The following is a 16,051-nucleotide window of genomic DNA, read 5'->3' on the forward strand; positions in this document are numbered from 1 at the left end:
TAAAAACAGAACACGATATGAAAATACTCGCATATATACTGGCTGCAGGCATGGTGTTGAGTGCCTGTCGCAAAAATGATAAAGTCTACCCGGATCCTTATGCCGGCGGACGGGAACCCCTGGGAGTCGCACTGAGCACAGATGCACCTGCACCATCAGAAGCTACGGCCGGTACAGTAGTTACATTCAAAGGCAAAGGTTTGTTGCCACACAAGGATAGTATTCACTTCAACTTTAATGGAGAAGCGGGGCAGGTAATGGCTGTAGATACAGCAGGTATACAGGTAAAAGTACCTGCCACTGCCAGCACCGGTGTAACCAGCGTATCTATTGGTGACCAGGTATTCATCGGACCCGTATTCAAAGTAAAAGGCAACCTGGACATCGATCCTGCCTGGAAAGGCGTAGTTGGTACCAGCAGCTGGGTCAATGATATATATCGTTTCACTGACGGGCGTATGCTCCTGATCGGCGATTTCCTGGATTATGAACATAAGGGTGTGGTAAAACCAATAGGCCGCATTGTACTCATTTCCAAAGACGGTGAAATAGATCGATCCCTGCAATCAGGCAGAGGGTCAGATGGTTCACTCAGTTCCATCAGTGCACTGCCCAGTGGCAAACTGGTGGTGGGTGGGAGCTTTGGTTCGTATGATATTCACCTGGCAGAGATGCATAATATCACCGTATTAAATACCAATGGCTCAATAGATTCCACAGTCGTCAACACATTTGAAGGAAAAGATACGGTACCTGCTTTTAATGGTGGCACAGATGGCAATATCACCAGGGTATTTGTGCATGAAAATAAGATCACCGCGGTCGGCAACTTTAGTTATTACGAACAGTATGTGTATGGTGTGCCTGATTACCTGCATGAACGGGATTCCCTGGTAGTAGATAGTATACCGGTAAGGAACCTGATCCGTTTCTTCCCTGATGGCTCGCTTGATTCTTCTTTCAACTATGACCCGGTATTGCATAGAAGTAAAAATGGTCCGAATGGTCCTATCAGCGATGCGTATATGCAGGCGGATGGAAAGTTGATCATCGTAGGTCGTTTTACTCATTACAATGGCGAACTGGCTCCTTACATCGCCCGTATCAATACGGATGGCAGCCTGGATGCAGGCTTTGGTGGTGCAGGAGCTGACAATCAGATTTCCAGTATCCGCTACAATGCTACTACGCAGCGTTTCATGGTGGCTGGTGTGTTCCGGAAATTTGATGGAGTAGATCACCAGGGCCTGGTGATGCTAAAGCCGGATGGTACAGTAGATCCGCTGCTGGTATCATTACCGATGGCAGCAGATGTGAGTTATAGGTTAGCACAACAGCTGAATAACGGGCTGATAGTGGTCAGTGGTTATTTCAATAAATATGGCAAGGTACACCGCAGTGGATTCATGGTGTTAAAGCCCGATGGCTCACTGGCGGACGGGTATAACAATGTCGCTGATTTTAGTGGCAGTCTCACCAAGATCTTCGAAACCACCAATTCTTCCGGGCAGACACAGACCCTTATCACAGGGATCTTTGGTCGGTTCAACAGGGTAGAAATCTCGAATGTAGTAAGGTTACTCTTTAAGTAAAGGTCAATTATGCAGCACAGAATATACCTCCTCCTGCTACTGGTCGGCTTGATGGCCTGCAACAAAGGCTACGACCGTATGCTGGACAAGAAAGATTATAATGACAGCACAGGGGTCATAGCGCGTACTCCTAAGATCCTGTTCCTCACCATAGACGGTGCAAGGGGAGAAGCGGTACGGGATGCCGCAGCACCCAATCTGCTGGCCCTGGCAGATCATGCTATCTATTCCTGGAACAGTATCAGCGATACCATTGCCTTGCGCAGCACAGGATGGGCAGATCTGCTCACGGGTGTGCACAAGGAAAAACATGGTGTGATCAAAAATGATTTCAGCAATAACCACCTGCAGGCATACCCTGTATTTTTTAAATATATCAAAGAAAGAGCGCCTAAATTCCGTATTGCAGCATACAGCTCCGCTGATAGCCTGGGTCAATTTTTAATAACGGATACAGATGTCAACCAGACATATGCGGATGATGATGCAGCCGCTACCCAGGCTATCCTGCAGGAGTTAACGATCGATACGGCCAGTATGGTATTTGGTCAGTTCTCGCAGGTGGAGCTGGCAGGTCGCCGGTATGGATATGATGTGAGTGTGCCCGGATATAAGGCGGCTATCTTACAGGCAGATGAAAATATCGGTAAGATCCTGACAGCGCTGAAGCAGCGGAAAACCTATGCTTCGGAAGACTGGCTTGTGATCATCACTGCCGGTAATGGTGGCCCTTATATGATCGATCCTTCTAATGATGATGGTACGATCCTGAGCAATACAAAGGTAAATACCTTCACGATCTACTATTCCCCCCGCTATGCCACCAGCTTTTTAGACAGGCCATATACGGGTAACCGTTATACCGGGAAAGCTGTGCGTTTGTACGGGGATAATGCAACGACAGCAGTATATGCGACCATCGATAGCGGTAAGGAAGATTACAACCTGGGCAAAGATGCAGAAGCCACCATAGAACTGAAAATAAAAAAGAACAAGACGGGTGCAGGAGATTATTCTTACACCTATCCTTCCGTGATTGGAAACAATATGTCATTGGACTGGTGGCACAATACAGGTTGGAATATTTCGCTGGAAGTCAATGCCTGGGGAGTACACTTTGGTCAGAATGGTGCCGGCTTTAATATGGCTACAGCCGGCAATATCAGTGATGGTAAGTGGCATGATATAGCTGCTGTGTTTGTGAACAGAGATGGCAAGCGTTTCCTGCGGCTGCTCACGGATGGCAATTTCAACACGGAGGCAGAGATTACCGGCTATGGCAATTTCGACACAGATGCACCGCTTTCGCTGGGCTACATGCCGGGTAATATTGTGAACAACCGCTGGCTGGATGCCTATATCACAGAAGTGAAATTCTGGAAAGCTGCTATTCCGGACAATGTGATCAGTGAGTATGTATGTGCCGCAGAATTGCCCACTTCTCACCCTTACCACGATTACCTGGTGGGCTACTGGTCCTGTAAGGATGGCTACGGTGGCGTGTTCAAAGACCAGAGTGAATGGGCACATGATTTTAAAATTAATGGGGCCTATAAATGGGATGATTTCAGTGACCTGATGTGTCCAAGCAGTGCGAATAACCTGGCCCAGCTGGTACCACAGCCGGTCGATCCTGTACGCCAGGTATTGAACTGGCTGCAGATAGCTGCTGATACCAAATGGAACCTGGATGGAAAAGTATGGGTCACATCCTATGTAGATATTAACAAATAAACTGATCGCTATGCGTCCTTATATATTTCTGCTGTTATTTTTATTCGCCTGTAAAAAAAATGACCGCTTTAAAGATGAACAGTTAAGCCCTGTCAATGTTGCCATCAGCAGTGAGAACGGGATTGTGAATATACCCGGGGCGGATGAATATACCAAAGCGACAGATGATATTACCATTCCTGTGAAACTGGTGTTTTCTGCTGCTACGCCAAAGCTCTTTACTGTGAATATTGGTGTGAATAACGATACCATCAATACGCTGATCGCAAACCAGCAATTGAAGAACACTGTATTACTGGGAGAATCTTATTACACCCTGCCCCGTAGTGCGGAAATCCGCTTTGGGCTGGATACTTTCAGTATTCCGCTCAAGGTAAGTATGCAGGCAATAGAGCGCTACTATGGCCATGACCTGGCACTGGCCATACGACTGTCTGATGCTACAAAGGCCAATACACTGGATGGATCCGGAAGAATGGCAATTGTGCTGATTCATACAGATAAGGTGATATCCGGTACTGAGATTCACTACCTCTATTTCACAAAGGCAGGTAGTATCCTGATGGAACCGGATGGAACTGATCATACACTGGGCAATACGGAAGTAACCCTGCCCGTGAGCGTTACGCTGGGCGGTACAGCAGGAGGTGCATTCACCATCAATCTGTCGGCAGCGCCAGATACAGCACAGGCACTCATTGACAATGGTACGCTGACCGGATCTACCTTACTGGCATCAGGCACGGACTATACCTTGCCCGCTACCGTGAATTTTCCCGCAAATACGAACGTGGCGAAATTCAATCTCACTGTGAAGACGGCCTCCATCACCAAAAATGTGAATAACAAACCAGTACTGGCCATTCAGTTGAACGATCCTACGCGTCACCTGCTGGATTCTTCAAAGAGCACGATTGTACTGGAACTGGACCCTTCCAAACTGATAGAGACAGACATCACCAATCAAAATATCAAATACACCACGCAGTATGAGAATACCAGCAATGGTAATGAGAACTCACCTAAGTTGATAGATAATAACATCAATTCAAAATTCCTCTTAGGCAATTTCTCCACCGTATGGGCAATGCTTGAATTTGCTACGCCGCAAACAACGGGTGCTTATACAATGACCTCTGCCAATGATGCGCCTGACCGTGATCCTAAAGACTGGACAATAGAGGGATCTAATAATGGTACGGACTGGATCGTGCTGGATAAACGGGTGGATCAGAACTTTGGTTCCCGCTTCCTGACCGTGAAATACACTTTCTCCAACCAGGAAGCCTATAAATTCTACCGCTTGTATGTGACGGCTACGCATGGCAGTTCACTCTGGCAGCAGGCTGAATGGAGGCTCATAAAACGGCCCTAGCAATAAATCCGGTACGCTGTTGATAGAATAGTTTATTATGGAAGTACAGAAACGTCATTAAAGAACTTCTGCCTTTGGCAGAAGTTCTTTAATTTTGGGCCAATGAAATTCGAACTCATACAGGGAGATATCACCAAAGTTCAGGCAGATGCAATCGTAAACGCCGCTAACACATCCCTGATGGGAGGTGGTGGTGTAGATGGCGCCATTCATCGCGCCGGCGGACCTGCTATACTCGAAGATTGCAGGAAGATCGTGGCCCGCCAGGGAAAATGCGCGACAGGAGAAGCTGTCGTTACCACCGCAGGAAATCTGCCTGCCAGGTATGTAATCCACACAGTGGGACCTGTATGGAATGGCAAACCTAAAGAAGAAGAATTACTGGCCAATGCATATCGCAATAGTTTGGAACAGGCTGTAGCACACGATGTGAAAACCATCGCATTTCCCAATATCAGCACAGGTATTTACCACTTTCCAAAAAATAAGGCTGCACAAATAGCTATCACTACAGTAAGAGATTTTTCCGAAAAAAATAGTACAATAGAAAAGGTAATCTTTGTATGTTTCGACCGGGAAAATTACGATCTGTACAAATCCCTATTATAATAAAATCTATGAGAAGAATCAGCATCCTTATGGCCCTTGCAATAGCAGGATGTCATCAGGAAAACAAAACATCACAACAGGAAGACACAGCCACAACAAGCAGTACGACACTATCCGGCGCAGCGAATCCGGGAGCCGCATTCGAGAGCAAAAAAGTACAGGAAGGAGTAAAAATACTGTTCGATACAGTCATCGCTACCAAACAAACAGAAGCTTTCATTAAGGCGAAGTACCCTTACAACACGCCGGGTATTGCATTCACACACAACGATGAAGATATTACCGGGGATAGTACGACCACCCGGGTTTCTTCTTTCCACATTCCGGGGTATGATATTACCTACAAGTTCGAATTTAAAGAAGAGTTTGAAGCAGGTAAGAGCACCATTTTTGTCAATAAAAAGCAGATCACCCACATCATTGACGAAAGTGGCAGCACTGTGAATGATTGCGGCTTTATCTCCTGGGGTGGATCACCCATGGAAACCTGCACCATCAACGGACAGCAATATGTGATACTCTCCGGTACCAACGAATGGGCCTCCGGTATGTTCACTAATCTCTGTTATGGCATTATCGTACCCCTGGCTGAGAATAATACCACAGCCTACCTGGTATCCAGTTATGGCCAGCTGTCATTCTATCCAAAAGGTGTTGCCAACAGTGCGAAGCTGACTTTTATACAGTGCGGCCGCCTGGAAGAAGATGAAGAAGAAGACGAACTGGATAGCGTACGTATCCAGATCGCACAGCTTGACATCCGTCAATAAAAACAGTAACTTTCTCATACAAATAATCCATGTATGAGAAAGTTCCCGTTATTGTTACTCTTAATAGTAGTTATCAGCCTGCAAGTCTCTTCACAAGGTCTCGACAATCTGTACCGTCTCTCCAATGCCAAAACACGCAGTGTTAGCCCTGAAAACCTGACTGGTGAGAAAGGAAAGGCCGCAAACTGAGCCCCAACAGCCATTTCCCGTTTTGCCGGCAAAAGATTCCCTGGAGGTGTACTACGCGGTACGGGTAAAATATGGTTATCATCAGTTATTATCATTGAATCTTTATAATCCCCTTTATAATATTTTTATTTCCTGACGACAGTGTAGCAACCCGATAAAAATCATATGAAATAATAATTGTGCTTTCATTTTGAATTTATTTAAGCCGGCCGCCGGCCCCTGGCGGCTTTCATTTGTGTCACCGTAAGTGTATCAAATGAAAGTCAGGTGGTTTTTTTAGAAAATTAAAACTAATTCACGATCGTGTTTTCCGTATAGAAACTGACGGACTGGAAGAGTACTACCATTTTATCAAAGACCAAAATTTAATCGCCATGAGGGGACTCATAAAATCTGCGCCACTACTTCTGTGGATGCTGGGCTATTTATGCCTGCTATCCAATGCACAAAACCCTGTCGTAATAAAGGGTGTTATTAAAGATGATACCGGCACACCATTGATCGGTGCCAGTGTACAGGAAAAAGGCCTGCTGGCCAATGGTGCGCAAACGAATGCTGATGGCCACTTTCAGCTCGCCTTAAAAGGAAGTACAAACACCCTGCTGGTAACCTATGTAGGGTACAAAAAAGAAGAAGTAAAAGTTGGAAAAGGTGAGCTGAATATCGTGCTGAAACGCGAAAGCCAGTTTGTTAATGACGTCGTTGTCATTGGCTACCAGAGCGTGAAAAGACGTAATGTGACGGCTGCGGTATCTTCTATTTCCGGGAAAGAAATTCAGGATATTCCTGAAGCCAGTTTTGACCAGATGCTACAGGGCAGGTTGTCAGGGGTAAGCGTATTATCCAGCACCGGTGAGTTAGGGCAAAAATCGGCCATTGTAATACGTGGTGCCACCAATGTGGATTACAACAATGCAAATGGTGGAAACACTGGTCCATTGTATGTAATAGATGGTGTGATCTTCGATATCAATGCGATTGGTAGTTCTTATGCCGGTACGAACCCGCTGAGCATCATCAACCCCAACGACATTGAATCGATCGACGTACTGAAAGATGCTTCCGCATCTGCCATCTACGGTGCCCGTGGGGGGAATGGGGTTATCATCGTGAAGACAAAACGCGCAAAGACGGGCAAGCCACAGGTGAGCTTGGGGGGATATGTTGGGATGACCTCCCGTCCGGCATTCAGGGAAGTCACCACCGGTGCTGCAGAAAGGCGATTGAAAATGCAGTTGCTCAATGATAACCTGAGTTACCTGCTCACACAGCAAAATACAATTCCTATACAGCTGACAGACAGCCTGAATGCAGCATTCAACAACGACGTAGACTGGCAGGGATTAATGATCCGGGATAATGCGATCGTGAATAGTGAAGATGTGTCAGTCGCTGGTTTTATAGGATCTTCCAATTATCGCCTGGGATTGAATCACTACAATGAGCAGGGCCTGCTCAAAGGTTTTTCGATAGACAGGATGGCTCCTTCCTTCAACATTTCTACCAATCCTATTAAAGGTTTAGGTGTAACGGCAAATATCCTCCTGAGTTCAGAACGCCGCAAGCATGGTACCGGCGGCCAGGCAGGACAACTGTTCAATTCATGGAACCTGCCTACCTCATTTGCACCTCTCACAGCGGAACAATATTCATTGTATACTGGCCAGGAAAACCCTTATGATGATAACAGGATCTTTAGTTTTAATGGTTCCATTGGTTTGACAGATACCATCATTCATAACCTGGTACTACATAGTACCTATGCAGCAAATAACGTGATGGACAAATGGGATTATTTCTCACCAGCTACCCTGAATGGATTACAGAATTCTGCTTATTCCATTTACAGTAGTAATCCTTCCTGGTCATTTGAAAACTACCTTGATTACGACCTGCGTGTCAAAGAACATCATTTCAATGTAGTGGCAGGAGCATCAGCGTATGATTTTAAAAACTATTACAGCAATGCTTCAGCAGCCGGTATTAATGTAACGGGGATCACTACACTGCAAACAGTGCCGCCAGGTACCAATCTCAACGTATATACCGTGAACCAGGAAAAGACCACCCTTTCATACTATGGCCGCTTATCATACGATTTTAAAAACCGCTATATCTTTTCAGGTACAGTACGTCGTGATGCCAGCTCAATTTATAGTCCGCAATATCGCTGGGGTACATTCCCTTCTGTATCTGCAGGCTGGGTAGCCTCTGATGAACCATTTTTTGAACCTGTAAAAAAAGTGGTGAGCTTCCTCAAATTCAGGGCCAGCTGGGGGATTACAGGGAATGACCCGGGTAGCTTTTATGCCAAGTACCAGGCCCTGTCTACCAATGCTTCTTACTTAGGAGGTACGACGGGTGTGCTGTATAATTATGGCCCCTATACGACGGTGGGTGGTATTCCTTCTACCTACAATGGTGCCACGGTGATCTCTCCTTATGGCAATGGAGGTAATTTCCTGAACAATGGTGTGAGCGCCAGTACCAGTGTAAGGTGGGAGAAATATATTCAACCGGATCTGGGTATAGACCTTACGCTTTTCAATGGCCGGATCGACCTGACTATGGACTGGTACCGCAAGGATGCGAAGGATAAATACTTCTATAACATCCCGGCACAGGTCACTACAGGTTACCAGTACTACTCCGGCAACTTCGTGGATGTGCGCAATGAAGGTTTGGAAATAGGGATTAATACAAATAACCTCTCCCCCAAATCTGCTTTCCAGTGGAGTACAAATTTCAATATCTCCTTCAATAAAAACTATGTAACCAGGCTGCCGAATAATAACCGTGACTTTATGTTCGGCGAAACGTGGTTCCAGCAAACGTTCACAATCGGTGAGCCTTTGTTCAACTATAAGGTATACCAGATAAATGGCTCCTTTGCAAATGATGCGGCGGTGCCTACGGACCCAATTACAGGTAAGAAACTCACTTATATGGGTAGGACCCTGAATGGGGGTGACCCTCACTATATCGACATGAATGGAGATTACAATATCGATTATGATGATAAGGTAATAGCAGGGAATCCAATGCCGAAAATTACGGGAGGATTTGGAAACACTTTTTCCTACAAGGGAATATCCTTAAATATCTTCTGTTCCTTCCTCACAGGTAGAAAGATCTTCAATGGTTACCTCTCCGATGCCCTCAATGGGAGTAAACTGTATAGTTCTTCATGGGGCAGCAATGCCGGGCCGGCAGCACTGACATCCCTGCTGAACCAGTTCTGGCTGCATGAAGGTGACCAGACGAAATTCCCGACACTGGTGACCAATGTGGATAACGACCGCTATAACATTGCCAGTTCTTACTTCGTGGAAGATGGTAGTTTCCTGAAAATAAAACAGGCAAAACTCTCTTATACCTTACCTCAGTCAATCCTCAGGCATATCAAAGTAAAAGGAATGAGTGTATACGGGATGGGAGAGAACCTGTATACCTGGAAGAAAGCCGCTACCATACCTGATCCTGAATTGGTAGATCCTACCACCGGTTCTTCTAATATCGCTTATCCATCAGCGCTCAAATTTACACTGGGCGTACGTGTTGAACTTTAAACAGCCAGAACATGAAACTTACATATATTATAGGTGCTTTGTTGCTATGTAGTGCCTGCAATAAATTCCTGGACAAGGATCCGCTGAGTACAGCCACTGACCAGACTACCTGGAAATCAGAAGCAGATGCAAATGCTTCTGTCGCCGCCTGCTATTCCCTGTTGCGAAGCGCCTTTAATGCCTCCATACAATTCTATGTATACGGAGATTTGCCTACAGATGAATTTACGCCTGATTTTGTGCTGGGGGGAGATGGCAATGTGGCTTATATGAATGCAGCGAAGGTAAACTGGGGTGTGAGTGTACCGGTGGCCAATGTATATGACGTGCGCCTGAAATTAAGGGTCTATACAAACTTTTATTCTGCGATTGCGCAGAGTAACCGTTGTCTGCACTTTATCAATACAATGCCTGAATCTGTATTCAAAAACAGCAGCAGGAATAAATACCTGGGTGAGGCATATTTTACAAGAGCATTTGCTTACTTCTATATGGCCCGTGTATGGGGCGATGTACCTTTGGATACCACTTACTATGCGGACAATTCTACTGCACCACAACTGGCCAGAAAGCCACAGGCAGAGGTATTGGCACAATGTATTGCGGACCTGGATATGGCCAGGCAATTCCTGGCCTGGAAAGATGCATCCAGTAGTGACAGGGTCGTACGTGGTGATAAAGGTGCTGTATTCGCATTGCTGGCACATCTTTATGCCTGGAAAGGGGATTATGATAAGTGCAACGCTGCCTGCGATAGCTTGATCAAGTCCGGTTCCTATTCATTGTTGCCGGCTGCTTCCTATATGAACTTATACAAAGGGCAGTCAGACGAAAGTATCTTTGAAATCTCCAACAACAGTACGTCTGAATCTTTGCTGACTGCCTCCAGTATTACAGGTTATACTGTGTGCGCACCTTACCTGAAGGGCATTACAATACCTCAATGGCAATTTAATAATGCTACTATAGCAGGATTATATTATGCTGAGGGAGACACCCGCTATAAGCAGGCATTCACGATCGCTTCCAGTGGCTCCTCAGATTACTTCAGTTGTATCAAATATGCGCAGGTAGAATATATTAATAATAATACGTCATATTCTATCGCAAAGAACAATCTCCTCATCTTCCGGCTTGCAGATATTAAACTGCTTAAGGCAGAAGCCCTGGCAGCGAAAGCATCGCCTGATGAAGCAGGTGCTATAACACTCGTCAATGAGATCAGAACAAGAGCTGGGATCCCTGCTTATGGCAGTATTAGCGGCGCTGCTTTGCAAGATTCTATCGTGGCAGAACGTGGACGGGAGTTATTCCTGGAAGGATCCCGTTTCTACGACTTCGTAAGACTGGCCAGGAATACCGGGCATATAAAATTCCCTTACATCAATGCAACAGAATTTGCACAGGGTAAATACTACTGGCCCCTGGATCCCTCCCTGTTCCTGCTGAATAGCAAACTGACACAGACACCTTACTGGCAGGGGAAAATTCAATAACCACAAAACAGTAACACATGAAATCACTTTATATTACCTGTAGTATATGCATCCTGCTGGCCTGTGCCTGCAAGAAAGAGAGCTATCTTACAGATGGCGGATTACACAACGCCAACACAAGTTTATCTACCTACGATTATTTAGCGCAGCATGCTGCTCATTACTTCGATACAACGATCTTACTCATCGATCATTTTGGACTCAAAGATTCTGTGAATAAGGCAGGCACCTTCTTCGCTTTCACGGATTATGCGATCAACCTGCTCATGGCTAAAGAAGGGTATGCCAGCCTGGGAGATCTGTACAACAATACCAGCTCTAAAATCATCACCCAATACCTGTTTACAGACAGCATCAGTTTATACAATACCACGGGTAGTGTGCAGCTGGAAAACAACTGGGCGGGTGCACCTGCACCTTGTGGAGTAAAGAAATTACAGGGCGCTTATACGGTCAATCTGACGAATTCAAGTGCTACCTATACTTTTTACTACCTGCAATACGTAAAGATCAACGGTGTACTGGATGGCTCTGCGAATGCGCCTGGAGATGATCCTGCGGATCTGGCCATTTCCTGTCAGACGACAGGCATCAGGACAGCGACTGGTACTACATTACACGTATTGGTAAACAATGCAAGCATCAATAATATTCAGTAAGATGAAAATAACACGCATCCTATTATTATCAGTCGTATTGCTGAGTTGCGAGAAGATAGAAAAAGGATTTCTGAGTGATAGTGTATACTACCTGGAAAATCCGTTCACAGTACAGAAAGGTACGACCACTACCTCTTCAACACTGGTGGCTGATGGTTCTACGAACCCGATACATGTACAGTTACTGTCAGTCAGGAATGCATATACTGGCGCAGGTGTGGATAGCATGTTCCTGCGTCCGCAAACGATCACAATCTTCAAAGATGCCGTAATACAGTCAGACTCTACGCTGGCGCTGCTCAGGGCAAAAATGCAGGATAGTACGGTCGCACCATTCAGTGTGAACCCGATTGGCGGCCGCTTACAATTTACAAGGGCCTCAATATACCTCGATACCGGTCGTTATACGATCGATGTAAAAGTGTCGAATGTAAAAGGGGAGAAGACCCTGAAGAATGCCTGTGACCTGGTGGTAACGCCTATGAGTTCCATGTATACAGTGGTGTATCGTCGTGTGCAGACCACACCTCCGGATAATGATGCAGATCGTACTACTGTACAGGAAAACGATACTTACCCGGTAGATATTAAATATACGGCTTCGAATGTGAGTAAGGTGATTATAAAATGGCTGGATAAGAATGGGAAACCGTTTAATCCTTCAACGGATATGCAGCGCCTGGCATTGAACTATCCTACCTTTCATGACTGGGATCCGTATTATCCTGTAGTGACGACCGATTCTACGATGGAAATGGAATTCCCTAAGCTGGCCATTGGTATGCCATTGTTCAGATCACTGACAGTGGGAGGTCAGGCCTGGACAGATGATGCCTGCTTGTCTTATTACCGCATATTACCAAAGGCGACAGACATCAACAAAACATTGCGGTTAACGCACTCCATCAAATTCTTTGCAGATGGAATCTATGAAATTACTTTTCATATAACCGTTGCTGCAAAGATCTGAAGAGACTGGCGCTATGCCAGTCTCTTTCTTCCCCAGGCAATAAAGCCTGCAACAATAGCAACGGCGATGTTAAATCCAATTACACTGGCTTCGCCTCTCGTAATGTGGAAAACAGCGGCGCTGATCATGAGCAATACAATCCCGCTGGCAGCATAAATTCTCGTGAAAGGGATTAATATTCCAATACCGCCTAAGAGGTCAATAACGCCCATAAAACGAAGAAATACCGGGGCTACCTGCCCGGTCCATGGGTACATAGCTGCTTGCCGGGCGATGGGTGTAAATAGCTTCAGGTAACCGGAATAAATAAACAGTATGGCTAATACAACCTGGAGGATCCAAAGGAGAGGATTCAATACTTTCATGATTGCTTTTTAGCGCAAACTTAAGCAGGTTAACAAGCTATAAAATTTTAGTTACTTACAGGTTAGTGGAGTTTATCCGAGGGCTTTTTCCAATACGCCTTCCAACTGTTTAACGAGTTCTCCGAAGCTGGAAGGTTTGGTCATAAAATGGGCAGCACCCAAAGCAGCGGTTTCAAGGCCATCTTTTTCTCTGAGAGAAGTAGTAAAGATAACGACAGGTATTTTTTCCAGTTGTTCGTTTTGTTTGATGATTTCCAGGAACTGTTTGCCATTCATTTTAGGCATATTCAGGTCCAGGAAGATCAGTTGCACATCGATGGAATTGTCTTTCAGTAATTCCAGTCCTTCTTCACCATCAGATGCAAAGTGACAAACAGCTGCGCTGTCCACAATAGACATCGCTTCACCAAATAATTCCTGATCATCAATATCATCATCCACCAGTAAAATAACCTTGTTCGTCATGTGCGCAAAAGTACCGATAATAGTTTTATAATGCCCAATTAACATGGATGGTCGGAGACTTGTTAAAACATGTATATTATTGCTAATAAACAACCGATACTAAATCAGGGGCGTTATGGATTTCCCGCTGACCTTTCCACCCATTTTTCTATGAGATTTGCTTTCGAACCCTGATTTTATTGTTATCAATTGAAATACAGGGAATAAGGCGCTTTTCTCAGGCCCTGATCCTTAACTGTATCGGGTTTTACTGGTTTTATTATCTACATATTATTATTTTCTTTAAATAATTATTTATAATTTTAGCCTACTAACTGAAAAACCGGAGATCCCTATCCTAATGGACCGATTTTTAATAAGAAAAACCATAGCTCACAGGCTCCTAATATCATGCTGTATACTATCCGTTGTATTTGCTGATGTCACCGCACAAAGCCTTGCAAAGGCAAGCGCTTCCGGAGCAGTCAGCAACGTCAGTATAGTGTCTGACAATGAGAACACCTCCTTTGCAAAGCTGGGAGATGTAGTGACGCTGACCTTTATTGCCAGCAGTGACCTTCCCATACCCCAGGTTACTATTGCCGGCCATAAGGTGAGCCCTACTGCCGTATCTTATTTGCAATACACTGCTTCCTGGACAATGACGAATACGGATACAGAAGGGGAGATCCTGTTCAATATAGTTTATATCAATAATGCAGGTGATACTGTGAATGTAGTGAATGCAACGACAGACAATAGCAAAGTATATTTTGATATGACCCGTCCTACATCCGGTGTATTCTCTACAGCGAGTAGTCCTGTATCTGCCCCATTCAGTGTGAGTATCAGTTTCAGTGAAGCGATCAGCACTTTTGATGTGAGCCGTATCATTTTAGCGAATGCGACCTTATCTGATTTTGACCGGGTACGCAATAACCTGATTACTGCAATTGTGACACCTTTACATGATGGACAGCTGAGTGTGCAAATCCCCGATAGCACAGCGAGAGACCAGGCAGGTAATCCCAATGTAGCATCAGTTGTACTCACAAGAACTGCAGTATCTACCGGTATGTTTGACAAGATCTACCCCAACCCCGCGAGTTCAAATCTGATAGTGAAATACTTGCCGGCAGTAAGTGCAAAAGCAGTGATTTCCTTAGTGAATTACAATGGTTTGACGGTATATGAAAAAGAGATGGCATTAGACGGATTGACGGTTACCATTGATGTGAGCAGGGTACCCTCAGGTATGTATATGTTGTATACCCGATCAAAAGATTATAGCTTTTATACAAATGTAGTGGTAGCCCATTAGTAAATACAATCCATTGCAATTTATTACATGATAAAAACCAAAATGATAGGCGCAAAATGACTGTTATTTTACGCAGGAAAATTGTAGCTATATCCAAATTATTCCCTACTTTTATGTAGTTATGTTAAACTTTTGTCAGCCCCCCCACTATGAGATGTGAAAATCTGAGCCGTGTATCCAATAATCAGGTCTGCTAAAGAACATAAGAACTCAAAATACCCAGGAAAGAATGTAATGTGACTACAACAAAATCAAGTATCAGCATTTAGTCTTAAGTAGCCAAAGAGTCTCAATAGCCAATTCGATTCCCCTGGTATTATTATTTAAAAAGAAATCAAAGCTCTTTGCTAAGAGCAGGTATGTAATGCGCACTGGAAAGTATTTCCTGTTATTAAACCTGAATTAGTATTTCAAGAAAATATTAAGTGAGAAAGTATTTCCTGAAATGCTACAAGCGAATGTATGTCCTCCATATGCTCATGAATTGTTATGAAAAATGAAAAAGAAGCTGCTTATTGAAATCATTGCGTCTTTACTCATCATATTGTTTTTGTATACCGGAATAACCAAACTGATTGAGCATGCCACATTCAGATATCAACTGAGTATTTCCCCCTGGTCACTGCTTGCTTCCTGGTCTGGAATTGTATCCTGGGTATTGCCAATAGGAGAAGTATTGCTCGCAGCAATGTTGCTGATTACTGCATGTCGCAAAACAGCTTTCATTGCAAGTGCTATCCTCTTTGCCGGATTCCTGGTCTACCTGGGAATGTTGCTTGGTAGTGGCACCAAGTTACCCTGTACCTGCGGGGGAATCATCAGCAGTATGAGCTGGAATGCACATGTGTGGTTTGATGCCGCATGTTTATTACTGTGCATGACCGGCATCTGGCTGGTGCATAATACATACCGGATTTTAAATCAGCATTAATACGACTAGTCTAAGATTGTATCTGAG

At 44.7% G+C, this 16,051-nt stretch carries 14 protein-coding genes; 12 read left to right on the forward strand and 2 right to left on the reverse strand.

Annotated elements, in window-relative coordinates; translation table 11 throughout:
• The first annotated feature begins 17 nt into the window (after positions 1-17).
• The 10 genes from U0033_RS26775 (at position 18) to U0033_RS26820 (ending at position 12,963) form a co-directional block, all read left to right on the forward strand.
• On the forward strand, positions 18-1,592 hold the full coding sequence (locus tag U0033_RS26775) for a DUF5008 domain-containing protein (protein ID WP_177318588.1): 1,575 nt from the start codon (positions 18-20) through the stop codon (positions 1,590-1,592).
• 9 nt (positions 1,593-1,601) lie between these two features.
• Entirely contained in the window at positions 1,602-3,326 is a 1,725-nt protein-coding gene (locus U0033_RS26780; protein WP_072360186.1) for an alkaline phosphatase family protein, read from the forward strand.
• 10 nt (positions 3,327-3,336) lie between these two features.
• On the forward strand, positions 3,337-4,701 hold the full coding sequence (locus tag U0033_RS26785) for a BT_3987 domain-containing protein (protein ID WP_072360184.1): 1,365 nt from the start codon (positions 3,337-3,339) through the stop codon (positions 4,699-4,701).
• 102 nt (positions 4,702-4,803) lie between these two features.
• Complete coding sequence (locus tag U0033_RS26790) at positions 4,804-5,310, forward strand: O-acetyl-ADP-ribose deacetylase (protein WP_072360182.1); 507 nt, start codon at positions 4,804-4,806, stop codon at positions 5,308-5,310.
• 8 nt (positions 5,311-5,318) lie between these two features.
• Entirely contained in the window at positions 5,319-6,080 is a 762-nt protein-coding gene (locus tag U0033_RS26795; protein WP_072360180.1) for a hypothetical protein, read from the forward strand.
• A gap of 33 nt (positions 6,081-6,113) precedes the next feature.
• The gene (locus U0033_RS26800) at positions 6,114-6,269 is read left to right on the forward strand and encodes a hypothetical protein (protein ID WP_177318585.1); all 156 of its coding nucleotides are present in this window, start codon (positions 6,114-6,116) and stop codon (positions 6,267-6,269) included.
• Between the two features lie 374 nt (positions 6,270-6,643).
• Positions 6,644-9,838 (forward strand): SusC/RagA family TonB-linked outer membrane protein, encoded by a 3,195-nt coding sequence (locus tag U0033_RS26805; protein WP_083571501.1) that lies wholly within the window; start codon positions 6,644-6,646, stop codon positions 9,836-9,838.
• Between the two features lie 11 nt (positions 9,839-9,849).
• Positions 9,850-11,334 (forward strand): RagB/SusD family nutrient uptake outer membrane protein, encoded by a 1,485-nt coding sequence (locus U0033_RS26810; protein ID WP_072360178.1) that lies wholly within the window; start codon positions 9,850-9,852, stop codon positions 11,332-11,334.
• A gap of 17 nt (positions 11,335-11,351) precedes the next feature.
• Positions 11,352-11,993: a hypothetical protein gene (locus U0033_RS26815; protein ID WP_072360176.1), complete on the forward strand. Its 642-nt coding sequence runs from the start codon at positions 11,352-11,354 to the stop codon at positions 11,991-11,993.
• Position 11,994: 1 nt separating this feature from the next.
• Positions 11,995-12,963, forward strand: a complete 969-nt coding sequence (locus U0033_RS26820; RefSeq protein ID WP_072360175.1) for a hypothetical protein — start codon at positions 11,995-11,997, stop codon at positions 12,961-12,963.
• Between the two features lie 11 nt (positions 12,964-12,974).
• On the opposite strand, the gene U0033_RS26825 is transcribed toward U0033_RS26820, so the two are convergent.
• Entirely contained in the window at positions 12,975-13,328 is a 354-nt protein-coding gene (locus U0033_RS26825; protein WP_072360173.1) for a DoxX family protein, read from the reverse strand.
• A 72-nt stretch (positions 13,329-13,400) separates the two neighbouring features.
• Positions 13,401-13,793, reverse strand: coding sequence for a response regulator (locus tag U0033_RS26830; protein WP_072360291.1), 393 nt, complete (start codon positions 13,791-13,793; stop codon positions 13,401-13,403).
• 340 nt (positions 13,794-14,133) lie between these two features.
• Between U0033_RS26830 and U0033_RS26835 the strand changes: the two genes are divergently transcribed.
• The gene (locus U0033_RS26835; protein ID WP_083571499.1) at positions 14,134-15,093 is read left to right on the forward strand and encodes an Ig-like domain-containing protein; all 960 of its coding nucleotides are present in this window, start codon (positions 14,134-14,136) and stop codon (positions 15,091-15,093) included.
• 496 nt (positions 15,094-15,589) lie between these two features.
• A complete protein-coding gene (locus tag U0033_RS26840; RefSeq protein ID WP_072360170.1) occupies positions 15,590-16,024 on the forward strand; it encodes a MauE/DoxX family redox-associated membrane protein in 435 nt (144 codons plus the stop codon).
• Positions 16,025-16,051 lie beyond the last annotated feature (27 nt).

Source organism: Chitinophaga sancti (genome assembly GCF_034424315.1).
GTDB lineage: Bacteria > Bacteroidota > Bacteroidia > Chitinophagales > Chitinophagaceae > Chitinophaga > Chitinophaga sancti.

What these genes read in the sequence shown, in the direction of transcription:
- U0033_RS26795 (WP_072360180.1), top strand. Translation starts at nt 5,319, where the DNA reads ATGAGAAGAATCAGCATCCTTATGGCCCTTGCAATAGCAGGATGTCAT.
- U0033_RS26825 (WP_072360173.1), bottom strand. Translation starts at nt 13,328, where the DNA reads ATGAAAGTATTGAATCCTCTCCTTTGGATCCTCCAGGTTGTATTAGCC.
- U0033_RS26810 (WP_072360178.1), top strand. Translation starts at nt 9,850, where the DNA reads ATGAAACTTACATATATTATAGGTGCTTTGTTGCTATGTAGTGCCTGC.
- U0033_RS26815 (WP_072360176.1), top strand. Translation starts at nt 11,352, where the DNA reads ATGAAATCACTTTATATTACCTGTAGTATATGCATCCTGCTGGCCTGT.
- U0033_RS26835 (WP_083571499.1), top strand. Translation starts at nt 14,134, where the DNA reads ATGGACCGATTTTTAATAAGAAAAACCATAGCTCACAGGCTCCTAATA.
- U0033_RS26785 (WP_072360184.1), top strand. Translation starts at nt 3,337, where the DNA reads ATGCGTCCTTATATATTTCTGCTGTTATTTTTATTCGCCTGTAAAAAA.
- U0033_RS26775 (WP_177318588.1), top strand. Translation starts at nt 18, where the DNA reads ATGAAAATACTCGCATATATACTGGCTGCAGGCATGGTGTTGAGTGCC.
- U0033_RS26780 (WP_072360186.1), top strand. Translation starts at nt 1,602, where the DNA reads ATGCAGCACAGAATATACCTCCTCCTGCTACTGGTCGGCTTGATGGCC.
- U0033_RS26820 (WP_072360175.1), top strand. Translation starts at nt 11,995, where the DNA reads ATGAAAATAACACGCATCCTATTATTATCAGTCGTATTGCTGAGTTGC.
- U0033_RS26800 (WP_177318585.1), top strand. Translation starts at nt 6,114, where the DNA reads ATGAGAAAGTTCCCGTTATTGTTACTCTTAATAGTAGTTATCAGCCTG.
- U0033_RS26830 (WP_072360291.1), bottom strand. Translation starts at nt 13,793, where the DNA reads ATGACGAACAAGGTTATTTTACTGGTGGATGATGATATTGATGATCAG.
- U0033_RS26790 (WP_072360182.1), top strand. Translation starts at nt 4,804, where the DNA reads ATGAAATTCGAACTCATACAGGGAGATATCACCAAAGTTCAGGCAGAT.
- U0033_RS26840 (WP_072360170.1), top strand. Translation starts at nt 15,590, where the DNA reads ATGAAAAAGAAGCTGCTTATTGAAATCATTGCGTCTTTACTCATCATA.
- U0033_RS26805 (WP_083571501.1), top strand. Translation starts at nt 6,644, where the DNA reads ATGAGGGGACTCATAAAATCTGCGCCACTACTTCTGTGGATGCTGGGC.